This is a genomic window from Micromonospora globbae (assembly GCF_036184225.1).
Classification (GTDB): domain Bacteria; phylum Actinomycetota; class Actinomycetes; order Mycobacteriales; family Micromonosporaceae; genus Micromonospora; species Micromonospora globbae.
The window spans coordinates 6,783,722-6,801,725 of record NZ_CP108084.1 but is presented as its reverse complement, the minus strand read 5'-3'; the positions used below and the strand labels follow the sequence as shown (position 1 = coordinate 6,801,725).

General features: G+C 74.3%; 17 protein-coding genes, 1 tRNA gene and 1 pseudogene. 10 read left to right on the top strand and 9 right to left on the bottom strand.

Annotated features, from left to right (window positions below; all coding sequences use genetic code 11):
• The first annotated feature begins 43 nt into the window (after positions 1-43).
• Entirely contained in the window at positions 44-445 is a 402-nt protein-coding gene (locus tag OG994_RS31190; protein WP_120330578.1) for a rhodanese-like domain-containing protein, read from the top strand.
• Positions 446-1,179: 734 nt separating this feature from the next.
• Here OG994_RS31190 and OG994_RS31185 read toward each other — a convergent pair.
• The 4 genes and pseudogenes from OG994_RS31185 to OG994_RS31170 form a co-directional block, all read right to left on the bottom strand.
• Entirely contained in the window at positions 1,180-2,721 is a 1,542-nt protein-coding gene (locus tag OG994_RS31185) for a cobyric acid synthase (protein ID WP_328851796.1), read from the bottom strand.
• A gap of 155 nt (positions 2,722-2,876) precedes the next feature.
• Positions 2,877-3,848 (bottom strand): annotated as a pseudogene (locus tag OG994_RS31180) (cobalamin biosynthesis protein); the annotation flags it as partial.
• Positions 3,849-4,038: 190 nt separating this feature from the next.
• The gene (locus OG994_RS31175) at positions 4,039-4,179 is read right to left on the bottom strand and encodes a hypothetical protein (protein ID WP_328851794.1); all 141 of its coding nucleotides are present in this window, start codon (positions 4,177-4,179) and stop codon (positions 4,039-4,041) included.
• A 100-nt stretch (positions 4,180-4,279) separates the two neighbouring features.
• Positions 4,280-5,008, bottom strand: a complete 729-nt coding sequence (locus OG994_RS31170) for a single-stranded DNA-binding protein (protein WP_328851793.1) — start codon at positions 5,006-5,008, stop codon at positions 4,280-4,282.
• Positions 5,009-5,880: 872 nt separating this feature from the next.
• Here OG994_RS31170 and OG994_RS31165 point away from each other — a divergent pair.
• Positions 5,881-6,912: an alpha/beta hydrolase gene (locus tag OG994_RS31165; protein WP_328851792.1), complete on the top strand. Its 1,032-nt coding sequence runs from the start codon at positions 5,881-5,883 to the stop codon at positions 6,910-6,912.
• A 49-nt stretch (positions 6,913-6,961) separates the two neighbouring features.
• Here OG994_RS31165 and OG994_RS31160 read toward each other — a convergent pair whose 3' ends face one another.
• Positions 6,962-7,648 carry a hypothetical protein gene (locus OG994_RS31160; RefSeq protein ID WP_328851791.1) on the bottom strand — a complete coding sequence of 229 codons (687 nt, stop codon included), beginning with the start codon at positions 7,646-7,648 and terminating at the stop codon, positions 6,962-6,964.
• Positions 7,649-7,879: 231 nt separating this feature from the next.
• On the opposite strand from OG994_RS31160, the gene OG994_RS31155 reads away from it, so the two are divergent.
• A tRNA-Arg gene (locus OG994_RS31155) sits at positions 7,880-7,952 on the top strand.
• A gap of 192 nt (positions 7,953-8,144) precedes the next feature.
• Here OG994_RS31155 and OG994_RS31150 read toward each other — a convergent pair.
• The gene (locus OG994_RS31150; protein WP_328851790.1) at positions 8,145-8,807 is read right to left on the bottom strand and encodes an ALF repeat-containing protein; all 663 of its coding nucleotides are present in this window, start codon (positions 8,805-8,807) and stop codon (positions 8,145-8,147) included.
• A gap of 282 nt (positions 8,808-9,089) precedes the next feature.
• Between OG994_RS31150 and OG994_RS31145 the strand changes: the two genes are divergently transcribed.
• Entirely contained in the window at positions 9,090-9,617 is a 528-nt protein-coding gene (locus OG994_RS31145) for a hypothetical protein (protein WP_147427279.1), read from the top strand.
• A gap of 4 nt (positions 9,618-9,621) precedes the next feature.
• On the opposite strand, the gene OG994_RS31140 is transcribed toward OG994_RS31145, so the two are convergent.
• Positions 9,622-10,218, bottom strand: a complete 597-nt coding sequence (locus OG994_RS31140) for a TetR/AcrR family transcriptional regulator (protein WP_120330538.1) — start codon at positions 10,216-10,218, stop codon at positions 9,622-9,624.
• A 126-nt stretch (positions 10,219-10,344) separates the two neighbouring features.
• On the opposite strand from OG994_RS31140, the gene OG994_RS31135 reads away from it, so the two are divergent.
• On the top strand, positions 10,345-11,163 hold the full coding sequence (locus OG994_RS31135) for an SDR family NAD(P)-dependent oxidoreductase (protein ID WP_328851789.1): 819 nt from the start codon (positions 10,345-10,347) through the stop codon (positions 11,161-11,163).
• Between the two features lie 31 nt (positions 11,164-11,194).
• Here the strand turns inward: OG994_RS31135 and OG994_RS31130 are convergent, their stop codons facing one another.
• Positions 11,195-11,938 (bottom strand): class I SAM-dependent methyltransferase, encoded by a 744-nt coding sequence (locus tag OG994_RS31130; RefSeq protein WP_328851788.1) that lies wholly within the window; start codon positions 11,936-11,938, stop codon positions 11,195-11,197.
• 254 nt (positions 11,939-12,192) lie between these two features.
• Between OG994_RS31130 and OG994_RS31125 the strand changes: the two genes are divergently transcribed.
• The 5 genes from OG994_RS31125 (at position 12,193) to OG994_RS31105 (ending at position 17,229) form a co-directional block, all read left to right on the top strand.
• On the top strand, positions 12,193-13,086 hold the full coding sequence (locus OG994_RS31125) for a septum formation family protein (RefSeq protein WP_328851787.1): 894 nt from the start codon (positions 12,193-12,195) through the stop codon (positions 13,084-13,086).
• Positions 13,087-13,284: 198 nt separating this feature from the next.
• On the top strand, positions 13,285-14,463 hold the full coding sequence (locus OG994_RS31120) for a sensor histidine kinase (RefSeq protein ID WP_328851786.1): 1,179 nt from the start codon (positions 13,285-13,287) through the stop codon (positions 14,461-14,463).
• Positions 14,464-14,575: 112 nt separating this feature from the next.
• Entirely contained in the window at positions 14,576-15,730 is a 1,155-nt protein-coding gene (locus OG994_RS31115; protein ID WP_328853839.1) for a hypothetical protein, read from the top strand.
• Entirely contained in the window at positions 15,703-16,416 is a 714-nt protein-coding gene (locus tag OG994_RS31110; RefSeq protein WP_328851785.1) for a response regulator transcription factor, read from the top strand. The genes OG994_RS31115 and OG994_RS31110 overlap by 28 nt, the downstream gene beginning before the upstream one ends.
• 87 nt (positions 16,417-16,503) lie before the next feature.
• Positions 16,504-17,229: a hypothetical protein gene (locus OG994_RS31105; protein WP_328851784.1), complete on the top strand. Its 726-nt coding sequence runs from the start codon at positions 16,504-16,506 to the stop codon at positions 17,227-17,229.
• 15 nt (positions 17,230-17,244) lie between these two features.
• Here the strand turns inward: OG994_RS31105 and OG994_RS31100 are convergent, their stop codons facing one another.
• Positions 17,245-17,994, bottom strand: coding sequence for a lysophospholipid acyltransferase family protein (locus OG994_RS31100; RefSeq protein WP_328851783.1), 750 nt, complete (start codon positions 17,992-17,994; stop codon positions 17,245-17,247).
• Positions 17,995-18,004 lie beyond the last annotated feature (10 nt).

The following is an 18,004-nucleotide window of genomic DNA, read 5'->3' as shown; positions in this document are numbered from 1 at the left end:
ACAGCCGTCCACTCGGCATGATCGAGACGTGCTCCGTGACGTGATGAGCCCCGGCGTCGAGGCCCTGCTGGAACAGGCCCGCTCCGGGCTGCACCGGTTGACCCCGCACGAGACCGTCGAGGCGGTCCGCGGTGGCGCGCTGCTGGTCGACATCCGGACCGATCGGCACCGCCGGGAGCAGGGCGACCTGCCCGGCGCGATCGTCATCGACCGGACCGTGCTGGAGTGGCGGCTCGACCCGGCGAGCCCGTGGCGCATCCCGGAAGCCACCGGGTACGACCGGGAGATCGTCGTGGTGTGCCGGCACGGCTACAGTTCCAGCCTCGCGGCGGCGAGCCTCCAGGCGTTGGGGCTACGCCGGGCGACCGACATGATCGGCGGTGTGCAGGACTGGATCACCGCCGGCCTGCCGCTCTCCGACGGCCCCGCCGACGTCCGCCCCTGACGGGACACGGCTGGCCCGCACCACCCTGGAGGTAGTGGCCTCCGGCCGAGCGAGGTGGCTGGTCCGCGACATCCTGGATGTGGCGGCCTCCGCCGCCGAGGGAGGCGACAACTCCCAGGAAGTAGTGGGATCCCGCACGCCGAGTGATCCGCGGAAGCGAGCAACCTTCGCGCAGGACGACCGCGACGTCCCTGAATGACGCGACATCCCTGATGAGTCGCCTCCGGGCGGAGCGACCGCAACATCATGGATGTAGTGGCCTCCGCGGTGCGGAAAGGCAACAACATCCAGGAAGTAGTGGGCTCTGCGTCCGGCGAGGGCAACACCCGGGAGGTGTCCTCCCGGTGCGGAACGAGGCAACATCCGGGAAGGAGTGGCCTCACTGCACAGGGAGACAACGACATCCCGGAAAGAGTGGCCTCGACCATCCCGGGAGACAACAACATCCAGGAAACAGCGACCTCCCACGCGCCCAGTGACGACAACTCCGCGAAGTTGCGGCCCCTTGGATGGCCACGCCTCGGACGCCGCGCATCGAGCAGCTGCCCGTTCGGCCGCCGGGCATCGAGCACGCGCACGTGGGCGCCGAGCACCTCTGCAACGAGCACCGGACAACCCGGGCACCGGGCATCGGCAACCCGGAGCCCGCTGCCGGCGCTGGGGCACCTGCAATCTGGCGCCGGCTGCCGGGGCCGGGCGTGAGGTCAGGTGAGGGTTGCGCGTCGGTTGGCGTCTCAGAGGTGTGGGGCGCCTGGGGGGATGAAGGGCAGGTCGGCGGGCGGGCCGGACTCGATGAGGCGCCAGAGGGCGTCGGTGTCCAGGTGCTCCTCGACCAGGTCGCCGAGCAGGTCGAGCGACCGTTCCCGGGCCGCCGCGAACGCGGTGTCCGGGGCGACCCGGAATCCGTGCCGGCCGGCGAGGCGGGCCACCTCGGTGAGGAACCGGCGGCGGAACTCGTCGGACTCGAAGGTGCCGTGCCAGTGCGTACCGTGGATCGCGCCGAGGACGGCACCCTCACCGGTGCCGTCCGCCGCGGTGATGAGCGGGGTGAGCCCCGGGTCGGCCGTGGAGACGTACCCGTGGTGGATCTCGTAGCCGCGGACCGGCACCCCCTCCCCGGCGGTGCCCACCGACTGCCGGACGGTCTTGCGCGGGTCGAACGTGATCTCGATGGGGAGCAGGCCGAGGCCGGCTACGCTGCCCCGCCGGCTCTCCACCGGGTCGTGGATCTCCCGGGCGAGCATCTGGAAGCCGCCGCAGATGCCGAGCAGCGGCTTGCCGGCGGCGACGTGGGCGAGGACCGCGTCGGCGAGGCCGGTCTCCCGCAGCCAGGCGAGGTCCGCCACGGTTGACTTGGAGCCGGGCAGGACGACCAGGTCGGCGGCGGCCAGTTCGGCGGGCTCGACCGTGAGCCGCACCCGGACGCCCGGTTCGGTGGCGAGCGCCTCGACGTCGGTGGCGTTGCTGATCCGGGGCAGCCGGACCACGGCCACGTCGAGCCAGTCGGTGCCGTGCGGGGCCGCGGGGCGGCCGAGCACCCGGCCGTACGCGAGGGAGTCCTCCGCGTCCAGCCAGAGGTCGAGCGACCAGGGCAGCACCCCGTACGTCGGGCGGCCGGTGACCTGGCGCAGCATGTCCAGCCCGGGGCGGAGCAGGCCGAGGTCGCCCCGGAACTTGTTGATGACGAAGCCGGCGACGAGCGCCTGGTCGGCCGGGTCGAGCAGCGCCAGCGTGCCGAACATTGACGCGAAGACGCCGCCCCGGTCGATGTCGCCGACGACGATCGTCGGCAGCCCGGCGTGCCGGGCCAGCCCCATGTTGACGTAGTCACCGGCGCGCAGGTTGATCTCGGCGGGGCTGCCGGCGCCCTCGCAGATCACCACGTCGTACGCCTCGCGCAGTTCGGCGAGCGCCGCGTACGCCGTCTGTGCCAGGCGGGGTCGCAGCTCCCGGAACGTGCCGGCGGTGACCGTGTCGACCGCCTCGCCGAGCAGCACGACCTGGCTGGCGAGGTCGCTGCCCGGTTTCAGCAGCACCGGGTTGAAGCGCAGGTCCGGGGCGAGGCCGCAGGCGGCGGCCTGCATCGCCTGGGCCCGGCCGATCTCGCCGCCGCGCCCGTCCGCCCCCACGACCACGGCCGAGTTGTTGGACATGTTCTGTGCCTTGAACGGCGCCACCTTCACGCCCTGGCGGTGCAGCCACCGGCAGATGCCCGCGGTGAGCACGCTCTTGCCGGCGTCGGACGTGGTGCCGGCGACCAGCAGCCCGCCGCTCACCGCCGCCTCCCGGTCGCCGCCGCACCCCGAGGCAGGGCCGCCGGTTCGGCACGGTCGCGTACGCCGGGTCGCGCCCACCGGCTCCCGCCCGGCGCGTCGTCGGAACGTGCGGGGCGGAGCGCCGCCCGTCGGGTGCGGGCGGGCACCACGGCCCGCAGCGTACGGCGGCCGGCGGCGGCCACCAGCCGTCCGGCGGTCAGCGGGTAGACGGCCGCCACGGCGAGGGCGGCCAACCCCACGGCACCGGAGATGCGGGCCGCCCGTAGGAGGTGTCGCGCCTCCGGACGCGGCCCGTCGCCGAGGAACGGCCGCACCTCGGAGCGGCCGAAGTAGACGTTGCGGCCACCGAGCCGTACGCCGAGCGCACCCGCCATCGCGGCCTCGCACTGGCCGGCGTTGGGGCTCGGGTGGTCGTTGCGGTCGCGCCGCCACACGCGCCACGCCCGTTCCCGGTCGCCGTGCGCCACTGGGGCGACCGCCACGGTGAGCAGCCCGGTCAGTCGCGCCGGCACGAGGTTGAGCAGGTCGTCCAGGCGGGCGGCCGGGGTGCCGAAGCGCGCGTACCGCGGCGAGCGGTGCCCGACCATCGCGTCGAGGGTGTTCGCGGCCCGGTAGCCGACCAGGCCCGGCAGCCCGGCCACCGCGCCCCACAGCAGCGGGGCGACCACGGCGTCGGAGGTGTTCTCGGCGACCGACTCGACGGTGGCCCGGGCCAGTTCCGGCTCGTCGAGGGCGGATGGGTCCCGACCGCAGAGGTGCCCGAGGCGTTGCCGCGCGGCCGGCAGGTCTCCGTCACGCAGCGCACGCCCCATCACGTGCGCCTCGTGGCGCAGGGTGCGACCGCCCAGCACCGTCCAGGTCCCCGCGGCGACCAGGGCCGCCCGGGCGACGGGCCGCCGGCGGGTCGCCACCGTGGCGGCCGCGCCGAGCAGCACCGGCACACCGACGGCCAGGGCGGTGAACGCCGCGCCCGCGGTGCGGTCCGGTCGGTAGATCCGCTGCTCCAACGCACCGGCCGCACGACCGAACCCGGCCACCGGGTGCCACCGGCGCGGGTCGCCGAACAGCCGGTCCAGGGCGTAGCCCGCCGCCAGTCCCGCCGCGTTCGCCACCGGCGCGTGCCGCACGCGCATCACCTCCGGCCGGCCAGCCTAGACGAGCGCCCCGAACAGACCCGCCGGTGCGGGGGCTCCGGGTGGGCCGGTCCCCGTCCCGCCGGGGCAGCCAGGAAGCCGCCCGCGGTCAGTCCTCGGCCGCCGGTCGATGCCGGGCGATCCAGTTCCTCGACGTCGCGCCGACGCCACACCATGCCCATCCTCAGCACCGCCACAGGTGGATCAGGATCGAGCCGAAGCCGCCGCCCGAGGGGTCTGGGAACCCTTCGTCGCGGGTGTGACCACGCTGCCGCGATACGCCGCCCAGCATGTCGCGTGTCTCGGCGATGCCGACAAGGTCCACGAGTCAACGCCAGGGCGGCGCTGAGGGGAACGGCCCGGCGCGCGGGGTGACGTCGGCTCTCCGCCGCCACCCCGCCCCCGTCGCGCCGCCGGCGGCAGGCTCAGGCCGGCTGCGGCACCCGCCCCCGACCCCGGCGACCACGGGCCGGCGCGGCGCCGCTCTCCAGCGGCTCGTCGGGCACCGGGTCGAGGTCGCCGTCGCCGGCGGACCCGCCCGCCACGGGCACCAGCTCCTCGGTGTCGCCCGCGAGCTGCCCGTCACCCGCGCCCGCGTCAGCCGGTCCGTCGAGCTCGCCCGGGTCACGGTAGGGCCGCGAGGTGCTGAAGTCCGGCAGCTCGAACTCGTCGTCGAGCGACCGGTCTTCGGGCAGCGCGGGGGCCTGGCCGTCGGGCACCGGCTCGGTGGGCTCGCCGTGCACGCGGGTCTCCGCCTCCGCGTCCTCGACGGTGCTGGTGGTCGTGCTCGGCCGGTTGCGCAGGAACCGGGCCCGACCTCGGGACAGGTCGTGGCCCACGGCCACCGCCTCCAGTTCGTAGAGGGTGCGGTGGTTGCCGGCGTCGTCGGTCCAGTCCCGCGTGTAGAGGCGGCCGCAGACCACCACCGGGTCGCCGACCATCACGGAGGCGGCCACCCCCTCGGCCAGCTTCCGCCAGCAGTTCACGCGGACGCGCAGGCTGTTGCCGTCGACCCAGCGGCCGCTGTCCCGGTCGAGGCGCCGGGCCGTCGAGGCGACCTTGAAGTTGGCCACCAGGGTGTTGCTCTGGGTGGTGCGCCGCCACTCCGGCGCCGTCAGCACATTGCCGACGACGGTGACGTAGGTGTCGAACATCGTCCCTCCAGGGGATCCGGGGCTGCCATCGCGAGTCGACTCGTGCCGAGCCTCCGCCGCGCCGCGACCCGGCGCCACCGCCCATGCCCGTTCTGTGGATGACGCGAGTGCCTGTGGACAACGCCCTGATCAAGCTCGAATCTGCTACGCGACCGGCCCTCGGCGACCGGTGACAAGGCTCGCGGCCAGGCGGATCGGAACGCGCTGGTCTCCTGGAGCTGGTCGCCCGGATCCGCAACCGCATCAGCGTGTTGCGGGGATCCGGTGGCTTTCCGTTGCGGGGATCCCGGCGGCTCCCGCTGACCGCCGCGCCGCCATGTTGGTTGCTCAACGGGGCGGCAGGGGCGCGAGTGTGGTGGTCGGATCCTTCGGAGCTGAGGTCGTAGACGATTCGACAACCGGTCCCCGCCGAACCACCGGCCCTCGACGGCGGCCCCAACCCGACAACGTCCCGGAAGTCGGCGCCCACCGCGCGCCGATCCGCCGGCATTCGGGGACGTTGTCGTGCCCCGGCCGGGCGGCAGGGACGCCGTAGCCTCGGCGTGCGCGCCGAGGCCGAGTCGCGCCTCACGGCATGATGTGCCCCGGGGCGATGGAGGCCACAACATCCGGGATGTTGTGGCCTCGATCGCCCCTCGATGCGACAACATCCAGGAAATTGCGCGATCTTGACGAGTGACCCGCATGGGGAGGGCGTCGTGCGGTGGCCGCCGGGTGGCATGCTGCGGGGGTCCCGGCGGCGCGCCCGCCCGCACCACGATGACCGTGCTGCCCCACATCTGGGGCAGGTCGACAGCACACACCCACCCACTGCGCACGCGCGGAGCCGCCGACCCCTACCGCCGGGTAACGTGCCGGCGTACCGTCGGGTCGTGGAACCGGACGTGCTGGGCCCGCCCTACGAGCGGCAGACGATCGACCTGGGCGCCGACGACGAGGGACCGGTGGTCGCCACCCTGGTCCGGCGGCGCGCCGACCGCCCCACCCGCCGGGCGGTGCTCTACGTGCACGGCTTCGTGGACTACTTCTTCCAGACCCACCTGGCCGACTTCTTCGCCGAGCGGGGTTGGGACTTCTACGCCCTCGACCTGCGCAAGTACGGCCGCAGCCTGCTGCCCCACCAGACCCCGAACTTCTGCCGCGACCTCGCCGACTACTTCCCCGAGCTGGACGCCGCCGCGGAGATCATCCGCACGGACGACGGGCACGACACACTGCTCGCCGTGGGTCACTCCACCGGCGGCCTCATCGTGTCGCTCTGGGCGCACGCCCGACGCGACGCGCGCATCGTCGACGGGATCTTCCTGAACAGCCCGTTCTTCGACTTCAACGCCCCCTGGGTCGTGCGGCGCCCCCTCGTGGCCGCCGTGTCCGGGCTGGGCCGCCGGGCGCCGCACCGCGTCGTCCCCTTCGGCCTCGGCACCGTGTACGGCGAGAGCATCCACGCCGACCACCGCGGCGAGTGGAGCTACGACCTGACCTGGAAGCCGCTGGCCGGGTTCCCCGTCCGGGCCGGCTGGCTGCGTGCCATCCGGGCCGCGCAACGGCAGCTGCGCGCGGGGCTGGACATCCCGGTGCCCGTGCTGCTCGCCTGCTCCACCCGCTCGTTCCGGGGCAAGCGGTGGCACGAGTCGGCGGCGCTGGCCGACGCCGTCCTGGACGTCGCGCACATGGTCCGGTACGCCCCGCGCCTCGGCCGGCACGTGACCGTGTCCCGGTTCGACGGCGGCATGCACGACCTCACGCTCTCCGGCCCCGCCGTCCGGGAGAGGGTCTTCACCGAGGTCGGCCGCTGGGCCGAGGCGTTCCTCGGCGCCGGCCCGACGGCACCGGCCGACACCGTGACGACGCCGGCACCCCGGCGGCCCGCCGACCCGGCCGACGCGGCGGCCTCCGGCGGCTGACCCAGGTCAGGGGCACCTCGGTCAGGGCCCTCCGGCGGCCGGAGCCGGGTCAGGCCGCGTCCGGCAGCGCCGCCCGGATCCTGTCGAACGTCGCCACCGGATGCCCGTCGCTGCCCGGCAGCAGCAGGCCCAGGCAGTGCAGGCGCATCCCGCCGTCGTCGTCCGCCTCGACGCTGAACACCGGCGCCCCGACGTAGCCGGGCGGCAGCTCGGCGGCGACCCGGACCACGCCGTCGGCACGCACCACCCGCTCGACGGCCACCTCCAGCGGCCGGTCGCCGTCCTCGCGTACGCCATGGGCCAGCACGAACGCCGACGCCGGCGCGGCGCCGACCCGCTCGACCACGGCGGCGTCGGCCGCGATCACGTCGATCACCGGCTGGACGCGCCACGCCCAGCCGCCCTCCCCCGCCTGCCGGTGCAGCTCGCTCGCGGGCAGGATCGCGACGCCGATCTCCGGACGCCGGGTCCAGCCGCCGACCCCCAGCGTCGCGGGAGCCACGCCGACCGGCTCGGTGACGCTCGCCCGCAGGCCGAGGTCACCCGTGCCGCCGGTCACCGCGTCGGCGGTCAGGAGGTACTCACCGCTCGCGTCCTGGAAGAAGAAGGCCGTGCCGTCACCACCGGGCCCGCCGGGGTCGGGCTGGTCGGTGCGGCGGTACGGCAGGATGGCGCGGCCTACGAGCTGGCACAGCTCGTAGGCGACCGCGTCCTCGGCGTCGGGGTCAAGCAGCACGTCGCCGAGGGTACGTCCCGGCGCGTGCTGCCGGCGCGACCGCGGTGGCCGCCCTGGGCGCGCCGCCGGCACCCGGCCTGGCCGGGGCCGTTCGCGGGAAGATCACCGAACCGGAAACCCGATGTCCGACCCCGCCGGCCCGTGCGAACCTTGACCGGCGTACGTCTGCCGGACCGTTACGTCGATCAGCCGAGGGTCGGGCGGTACCCTCTTGGCGCAACGCCACGCCACGCGCCCGTAGCTCAGCGGATAGAGCAGGGGACTTCTAATCCCAAGGCCGCAGGTTCGAATCCTGCCGGGCGCACCCACGTCACCCCAGGTCAACGGCCTGTCGCTCCCGGCCCGGTCGATCACCACGGCCCCCGTAGCGCCCTTCGGTCCGACCGCCGGTACGAGGTCATCGGAACTCACCGCACGGCTGTGTCGGGAGACCGACGTTGCACAGCGCTCATCGCGCCCAGCCCGACGAAGCATCGAGCCGGGCGCGAGGAGCGAGCTATGCCACGAAGCGGGAACGGCGTCGGCGTCCGATCAGGTAGCCCACGCCGCCGAGAAGCAGAAGCACACCGCCGATGCCGGCCACGGTCGCGGTGTCGGCACCGGTCACCGGCAGCCCACCTCCCTCGCCGCCGGGGGCGTCCAGGCTGGCGGAGGAAGTAGGCGTCGGTGCAACCGTCGTCGTGGCGCTGGGCGTCCCACTGGGCGTCGCGCTGGGCGTGGCGCTCGGCGTCGGTGTGGGCTGAGACGCGCAGTCAAGCTCACGCGCGGCGTACAGGCCGTCGTTCAGGTGAGCCAGGTAGGCATCGATGGTGCCCTCGTCGAGCGCCTTCTGCGCGGCCGCCTTCACGTTGGCGCCAGCGTCCGTCAACGTGCGGACCACCGTGATTCGCAGATCCGTTGACCAGGCGTTCTGCAGGTCCGTCGTGAGGAACGCGCGGAGGTCATCCGCGGTGCCGTCCAGCCGCTCCTGGATTACGCGAGGCAGAATGGGCAACGAATCGGCGTTCGCCGCGGCCAGGATCTGGTTGGCCAATACCCGCACCTCCACATTGGAGGCGGTGTCCAGGTCGATGGTGACAAGCTCGCGGATGTCCTTGTACACCTTGCGCTCGACCGTCTGACATGCCTCGTTCAGCCCCGGCGATTCGGCTTGCGCCACTGCCGGTGCCGCCGGAACGTGGTCATCGGGGCGCCTACCCTGCCGAACGTCGGATGGGTCGCCCCTTCTTCGAGCCGCCCCTCAGCCGCTCGACGCCGAGCACCGTCGCGGTCGGTCCACACGCGGCGGACACGAGGCGGCATACGGCGGCGGGCGGAACGAGTCGTCGACCACGTCCGTCTCCTCACGTGTCCGGGCGGTGCCGCCCCGCGCCAGCCGTGCCGGCGAGGCGGGCCGACGACGGGGCCGCCGACGACGGGATCAGCTCCTATCCTCATGCCGGTGAAGGAACGTGGACCAGGGTGGGCTGCCAGCCTCGGCCTGCTGCTGGTGACGGCGGGATGCGCCGCGGTCGGCGGCGACGAGGCGGGTCCGTCGCGTACCTGCCAGGAGGCCCTGCGCGCCGACGAGGCGAAGATCCGCACCGACCGTTGGGATCCTCCGAAGGACCTGCCCGGTCTCGGGGACTACCCCGAGATCCACTGGCAGGTCCGCGCGAAGGGCAACCCCTGCTCGCGGGGGCCCGGCCCGACGGAGTGGGCGTACCAGGGCGTGGTCACGCTACGCCCGGAGGACGCCCGGACTTTGGCGCAGCGGTACGCGTTCATCCCGTACGACTCCGTCGACCCGGCCGAGCTTCCCGACAGTGGCCCCGCCGACACGTGGCCTGGCCTGGTGCCGTTCCTTCCGGCCGAGCCCCGGTGGCGGTACAGCCGGATCTACAACGAGTCGGAACCGTCGACGCGGTGGCGGGTCGCGTTCCTCGACGTCGAGCGCGGGATCCTGCTCTTCAGGCTCGACGACCACTGACGGGTCACGGGCGTAGCGCCCGGAGTACGTGGTCGACGACGGCGTCGGCGTACTCCGGGGTGAGCGGCCCGGAGCGGAGCAGCCACCGCTGGTAGAGCGGGGCGTACAGCAGTTCCAGGGCCAGGTCCAGGTCGGCGTCGGCAGCGATCTGGCCGGCCCGCTGCGCGCTGCGCAGCCGCTCCTTCTTGGCCTCGTCGACCGGCCCGGCCAGCTTCTCCCGGTACTGGGCGGCCAGGTCGGGATCGCTGGCGATCTCCAGGTTGAGCGCCCGGATCGGCGCCTCGAACGTGGGGTCGGCGAACTCGGCGACGGTCGCCCGTATGACGGCCTTCAGGTCGGCCTCGATGTCGCCGGTGTCGGGCAGCGCCATCCCGTCGACGCCCTCGCTCAGCGCGAGGAAGGAGTCGAACACCACGGCGCCCTTGGACCGCCACCACCGGTAGATCGTCTGCTTGCCGACGCCGGCCCGGGCGGCGATGGCCTCGACGGAGAGCTTCGCGTAGCCGACCTCGGAGATCAGCTCGCGGGTGGCCTCCAGGATCGCCTGCCGCGAGCGCTCGCTACGGCGGGTGGGGTCGGGCTTCCTCGGCACGGACGGCATGACGGGAGCGTACCGCAAGCAAGACGAGACGGTCCGTCTTGACAAGTGCGATCGAGGTACGGCAGACTGCCGTCATCCAACGAGACGGATCGTCTCGTCTCTCCAAGGATGAGGAGGTGGGGTCACATGACCTCACGCGTATGGTTCATCACCGGCGCGTCCCGGGGCCTCGGCAGGGCCATCGCCGAGGCCGCCCTCGGCGCCGGTGACCGCGTCGTGGCCGCCGCCCGCAACGTGGCGCCCCTCGACGACCTCGCCGCCCAGCACCCCGACGCGCTCGTACGCCTGCCGCTCGACGTCTCCGACCGCGCCGCCGTCGGTACGGCGGTCGACCGGGCGGTGGCGGCGTTCGGCCGGCTGGACATCGTGGTCAACAACGCCGGCGGGCTGCTCTACGGCATGCTCGAGGAGGCCACGGAGGAACAGATCCGCGCCCACCTCGACGTCAACTTCTTCGGCGCGGTGTGGGTCACCCAGGCGGTCGTCCCGCACCTGAGGGCACAGGGGTCGGGCCACATCCTCCAGGTCACCTCGATGGGCAGCGGGGGCGGTGTGGCCGCCGTGGGGTTCTACGCGGCGGGCAAGGCCGCCCTCGACGCGCTCAGCCAGTCGGTGGCCATGGAGGTCGAGCCGTTCGGCGTCAAGCTCACCATCGTCCAGCCGGGCGGCTACGACACCGGGCTCTACACGGTGGGCACCACCGCCACCGACCCGAACCCCGTCTACGAGCCGCTGCGGGCACGGCTCGCCGAGATGTGGGGCGACGACGCCGGCCCGGCCCCGGAGACCGCCGCGCCCGTCGTCATGGAGCTGGTGGACCTGCCCGATCCGCCACTGCGCCTCATCGTCGGCAGCGTCTCCTACGACATCGTCCAGCAGATGGAGCAGGCACGCGCCGACGAGTACCGGGCCTGGGAACACCTCAGCCGCAAGGCCCCGGGCTGAGGCTGGCGTCCCGCGCCACTGGGCAGCGCCGCTAGGCGCGGGACGAGAGCCGGTACACCGACACGTGCGACCGGGACTCGGCGGTGAACTCGCCGCCCGTCCAGTCGGCGTGCCGGCTCTCCAGCTCGAACCCGGCGAGCCGGCCCATGAGGTCCAGCTCGGCGGGCCAGATGTAGCGGTGCGGGCTGCGGGTGAGGCGGGCCTGCCGGCTGTCGTCGAAACGCACGTGGTGCGACACGACCTGCTGGTTGAGCACGTCGTACGTGTCGAGTCCGAGGTAGCCGGGCTCGGTGTGCCACACGACGGCCTGCTGGCCGGGTGGGAGCTTGCGCAGCTCCGGCACCCACAGCTCGATCACGAACCGACCGCCGGGCACCAGGTGCCGGGCGGCGTTGCGGAAGCACTCGACCTGCTCGTCCTGTGTGAGCAGGTTCGAGATGGTGTTGAAGACCAGGTAGACGAGCGTGTACTCCCCCGGGGCCACGGCCGTCGCCATGTCGCCGACGACCACGGGAATCGTGGCCTCGTCCACCTTGGTCCGCAGCCGGTCGATCATCGGCTGGGACAGCTCGATGCCGGTGACGGGCACCCCGCGCTCGGCCAGCGGGACGGCCACCCGGCCGGTGCCGATGGCGAATTCGAGGACGCGCCCACCGTCGGCCAGTTCGGCGAGACGGTCGACGGTCGGCCCCAGGACATCGGGCGCGAACATGCCGGTGCCGGGGGTGTCGTAGCTCTCGGCGGTCTCGGCGTCCCAGATCTCGTCCTGCTGCATGCCGGCAACCCTGCCCCTCGGGCGGCCTTCGCTCAACGCGTTTTCCGGCCGCCCCGGTTCGGCCCGCGAACGTCCGCAGCCGCAGGCCCGCAAGCCGCCCACCGCCCGCCTCGTGGGCGGGGCGCGAGGCGGAAGCGTCCACACGGGAGCGTCGTCGCCGCAGTCGTGCGCCGGGTCACACCGCTCGGTCGGGGGGACGGTCCCCGCGGTGGCCTATGCTCCGCCGTGTCACGGGGGACCTGCGGGAGGGTGGCATGCGACGCCGGCGGCGCGCGGCGGTGGGGGCTGCGCTGATCATGATGGCGCTGGCGGGGTGCGGCGATCCGACCGGCATCGACGGTGACCTCACCGACGACTGGCGCCCGGCGGCCGAGGCACGGCAGTTCACCCCGCGGCCGGGCGAGTGCCACACGGTCGCCGGCGAGTCCGGCCACCTCAGCGGTCACGCCCCGGTGGACTGCGGCGAGGTGCACCTGGTCGAGACGCTCCACGTCGGAACGTTCACCGGCGACACGGCCCGTCGTCCGCACCCTCCCCCGCCGGGGTCGGCGCCGATGCGCGAGGCCTTCCGCGAGTGCGACGCGCGAGCCAGGGAGTTCGTGGGCGGCGACTGGCGCGGCGCCCGGCTGTCCGTGCGGGCGGTGGCCGCCTCGGCGGTGGGCTGGACCGCCGGTTCCCGCTGGTTCCGCTGCGACCTCTACGAACTGAACGCCGTGACGGGCGCCAACGGGGAGGATGACACGGCGGTCAGCCGCGCCGGCAGCCTGCGCGACGCCGTGCGGAGCGGATCCGGCGTACGGCTCGGCTGCATGGCCGAGGACGGCTGGCGGCGGCTGCTGCCGACCGCCTGCACGACTCCCCACCAGTACGAGTACGTGGGCGTCTGGACCGCGCCGGAGCGGCCGTACGAGGTCGCGCAGCGCGACGGGGAGACCGTCCACGCCCGCTGTCGCACGGTCGTCGCCGCGTACGCGAAGGTGCCGGTCGACCGCATGCTCCGTTACCGCACCGGCACCACCTTCCGCTTCCCGTCGCAGGAGGCGTGGGAGCGCGGCGACCGGGGTGTGCGGTGCTACTTCTGGTCCGGTGGCCGCCGGCTCACCCGCTCGATCGCGGGGGGTGGGCCGGCCGTGCTGCCGATCAACTGAGCGGCGGGGCGACGCGCCGTAACCGGGCCGGCGGGGGAACCCGGAGCCGCGGCCAGCACAGACGGGCGACCGCCAGCCGTACGACCGCGTGTCGCACACCGTGTGTGATCGTACGCTCCGCCCGCGTGTTATTCTTCGGCGTCGATCTATGCCGCGCGACCCCGGATCGGGTCGTCGCCGGAAGGACGCCTCAACCCGATGCCGGCCGTTCCCGTTCGGACCGTGACCCCTGCCGTGCTGGACAGCCCGGCCGGCGGCGCGCTCAGCCTCATCTTCGCCACCCTGCCGGCACTGCTCCGGCTCACCTGCGGCCTGGTCGGCGCGGTCGTCGCCGTCTCCGTACGCACCCCTCCCGTGCGGGTGGAGCTTCTGCTCCCCGCCGTCGCCGTGCTGACCGCGTGGTCCGTCTGGTACGCGGCACGTGCCCTGCGCGGCGGCGTCACCCCGCTCCTGGTGGCCGGCGACGTGGCGCTCACCACGGCCACCTGCCTGCTCATCCCCCATCTCGTGGCGCCGGAGGTGCTGCCCGGCGAGGGGAGCTGGATCGCCGTGCTGGCCAGTACGACGGTCATCAACACCCAGGTCACCGCACCGGCGCGCTGGTCGGTCCCGGCCGCCCTCGTGGTCACCGCCGCCTACGCGGTGGGCGCGCACGGCGCGGGGAACCCGCGCGAGGCCACGGCCCACGCGGCGACCCTCCTGGTGCAGACCGGGTGCACGGCCGTGATGAGCACCGTGATGCGCCGCCGGATCGGCCGCGCCGACCGCGCCTTCGCGGCACACCAGCGGCTCGTCGGGGAGGCGCTGGCGGCGCGTACGGCACGGGAGTCGGAACGCCGGCAGAACCGCGACCTGCACGACACCGTGCTCGGCACGCTCACGATGGTCGGCCTCGGCGCGATCCCCGGCCCGTCGGCGGCGCTGCGCCGGCGGTGCGCGGCCGACCTGCGTACCCTCGCCGCCCTGGCCGACGCGCGCGCGGTGCCCGCCGACGGTCCGGTACCGCTCGACGAGCGGCTGCGGTCGGTGCGTGACCGGTTGCCGGAGCTGCCGCTGGACACCGACCTGACGCCGTGCGCCGTGCCCCCGGCGGTGGCCGAGGCGATGGCGGCGAGCGTGTACGCGGCGCTGTCCAACGTGGTCCGTCACGCGCCGGGGGCGGCGGCCGCACTGCGCCTCACGCCGTACGGGGGTGGCGTCGTGGTCGAGGTGGTCGACGACGGTCCCGGTTTCGACCCGGCGGCCGTGCCGCCGCACCGGTACGGGCTGCGCGAGTCGGTGCGCGGTCGGATGACGGCGGTCGGCGGCAGCGTACGGATCGACTCGGCCCCCGGCGCGGGCACCCGGATCCGGCTGGAGTGGCCCGGTGTCGGCTGACCTCAACGCCGCCACGCCCTCCCCACTCGACGCCGCCGTGCCGGCCACCGGGCCCGGCGCGGCGGCCCTCCCCGTCTCGCGCACGCCGGTCGGGGAGGCGCCGCCGGTCGAGGTGCCGCCGGTCGGGGAGGCGCCGGTCCGTGCGGCCGTGGGTCAGATCGCGGCGGCCGTGGCCCGGGCCTCCGACCGTGGCGCCCGCGTCGCGGCCATCACCATCGCGCTGGCCTGGCACACGGCCGTCGCGCTGCCCGCCGTGCTTGCCGGCCACGCGGACCTGGCGGCGCCCGGGGTGGTGCTCGCCGCCTGGGCGCTCGTCGCGGTGCTCGGCGTGCTCACCGGTGTCCGGCTGCTGCACGACACGCCGCTGCCGGCGTGGCCGCTGGCCGGGCTGCTGCTCGCCGTCGACGTCACGGTCTTCGCCGCCGTCGGCGGTACGCAACTCTTCACCGCGGCGAACTGGGTGTGGAGCACCCTCGGCTGGTTCTTCGTGCTCGCGCTCTGGGGCCGGCGGGTGGTGGGGCTCGTCGCGTTGCTCGCCGCGCACTCGCTCATCGCGTTCGCCGCGGTCGTCGGGTACGGCGCGACCGCCCCCGCCGACCTGGCCCGCTACGCGATGTACGTCTACGGCACGGTCTCGCTGCCGATCGCCGCGTTCGCGGGGAGCGCCGTGATCGCCGCGCTGGCCCGGCAGCGGGCCGCCACCGCGGCGGCCACCCGGGCGACGACGGCGGAACGGGACGCCGCCGAGCGGGCCCGACGCGACCGGCGCGAGCGGCTGGCCCTGGTGAGCGGCGCCGCCGGGGCGGTGCTGGCGGACCTGGCGGAGGGGCGCGCCGACCCGGCCGACCCGCACGTGCAGCGCCGGGCGGTGCTGGCGGCGTCCCGGCTGCGGCGGCTGATCGCCGAGTCGGACGACGTGCCCGACCCTCTGCTGCACGAACTGCGGGCCGCCGCCGACCTGGCCGAGCGCAACGGCGTACCCATCGACCTGGTGACCATCGGCACGCCACCGCCGCTGCCGGTGGACGTCCGCCGCCGGCTCGCCGAACCCCTCACCGCCACGCTGGCCGACGCGCGGGGGTGGGCCCGGCTCACGGTGGTCTCCGCCCCGGACGAGGTGGTGGTCAGCCTCGTCACCCCGGACCGGGACGGCCCGGACGCGACGGGTCCGCCGCCCGGGTGGGAGGACACGGACGACGGTCGGGTGGATCAGCTCTACGAGCGGGACGGGGAGATCAGATGGGCGCAGACCCGGTGGCGGAGATGAGCGGTGAACGGCCGGTCGGAGTGGCGATCGTGGACGACCACCCGGTCGTGGTCGACGGCGTACGCGCCTGGCTGGCCACCGAGCCCCGGCTGACCGTGCTGGCCACCGGGGACGACCCGGACGAGGTGCTCCGGTCCGCGCCCGACGCCGACGTCGTCCTGCTCGACCTGCGCCTGCACGGCCGCATGGTGCTCGACAAGCTGTCGGAGCTGAGCGCGGCCGGCCGCCGGGTGGTGGTCTACTCCGAGCACAGCGACCCGGAGACCATGCTCGCCGCGCTGGACGCCGGTGCGGTGGCCTTCCTCGCGAAGCACGAGGGGCGCGAGCACTGCGTGGCCACCGTGCTCGCGGCCGCGAGCGACCGCCCGTACGTGCCGCCGGCGCTCGCCGGGGCGATGGTCGGCGACCCGCGACCGGACCGGCCGGTCCTCTCCGACAAGGAACGCGAGGCGTTGCTGCTCTGGTTCCAGTCGATGTCGAAGGCGTCGGTGGCCCGTCGGATGCGGATCAGCGAACACACCGTCAAGCAGTACGTCGACCGTGCGCGGATCAAGTACACCCGAGCGGGCCGCCCGGCCGCCACGAAGGCGGCGTTGCTGGCCCGTGCGATCGAGGACGGCCTCATCCGGCCGGAGGAGATCGGCATCTACCGGTCGCAGGCGCGGTACGACCGGCCGACCCCCTAACGGCTGTCATGACACCTGGTCTGCGGATCCGCCACCCTCGACCCGAGGGAAGCACGGCGACGGTGAACTCTGCGGGAGGTCGTGACGATGCACGCTGACGCGTCCCCCTTCTTCATCGGTCCGTACCGGTTCGACGCCGCCGATGACGAGGTGGGACCGGTGCTCGACCGCCGGTACGAGCTGGTGCCGGTCGGGGGCGAGCGGGTGCTCGGGCGGCACCGGCTCCAGGTGGCGGGCCACCTGCTCGGCCCGAGCGAGGTGCGGCGGGTGTGGGCGCTGCCCGGTGCCGTGGCGGTGACCGTCACCGACCAGCGGCTCGTCTGGGTGGGTGAGGGGTCCCAGCTCGCCGTGGTGCCCGGCGGCCGGGCCGTCGGCATCGCCCGGCACCGTCCGCCGTTGCGGCTGCCCGGCCTGATGAGTGGGCAGATCCGCTGGCAGTGGCCGTCCCGGCTGGAGCTGCTGCCGGCCGGGCCCGATCATCCGGCCCAGGTGCTCATCGTCTGCGACGCGCTGCGGACGATCCGGCAACCGGCGCTCGCCCTCGGCGGCCCCGACCGGGAGGTCCGGGAGCTGGCCGGGCAGGTGTGCCGGGCGGTGGCCACCTTCCGGCTGTCCCGTCCGCACCTCGTCGACCTCTCCGCCCAGGAGCGCGACGCGCTGGCGGAACGCGCGGCCGGGCCCGGCCGGGACGCGGGCCGGATCATGCTTCCCGGGTCGCTGCCGGTGGAGTTCCGCTCGCGGGACGACTACTACCGGACCGTGGACGCGCCGTCCCACGATTCCGCGGGGGACGCGGCCTTCGGGCGCCGGTGAGACCGGGCGGCCGGGTCAGGCGGTCGACGGCTCGCGCGGTGAGGCGTCCAGGGCCGCGGCCTCCTCGGGGGTCGGCGCCGTGCCGCCCAGGTGCGCGGGCTGCCACCAGCGGTCCTCCGGGCCGGTCGGCGTTTCCGGGTACTCCCGCTGCGCCCGGTCGACGAGAGCCGTGAGCCGCTCCCTGAGTGCGGCCGTCATCGTGGCGGCGTCCGGCCAACCGGCCGGGTCCATCGGCTCGCCGACCAGGATGGTGATCGGGGTGTGCCGCCGGGTCAACGTCCGGGGGCGTCCCTTGGTCCACAGGCGCTGGGTGCCCCAGATCGCCACCGGCAGCAGTGGCACGCCCGCCTCCCGGGCCATCCGGGCCGCCCCGCTCTTCAACTCCTTCACGGTGAACGACCGGCTGATCGTGGCCTCGGGGAAGACACCCACCACCTCGCCACGGCGCAGCGCGTCCACGGCCGCCGCGTACGACTCGGCGCCCGCCGACCGGTCGACGGGGATGTGCCGCATGCCCCGCATGAGCGGGCCGGAGACGCGGTGCCGGAAGACCGACTGCTTGGCCATGAACCGGACCAGACGCCGCGACTCGTGGGCGCCGAGCCCGGAGAAGATGAAGTCCAGGTAGCTGACGTGGTTGCTGGCCAGCACCGCCCCGCCGGAGCGGGGCACGTGGCAGGCTCCCTCGACGGTGATCCTCAGGTCGAGGACGCGGAACATCGTCTTGGCGAAGGCGATCACGGGCGGGTACACGAGCTCCGGCATTCGCGGAACC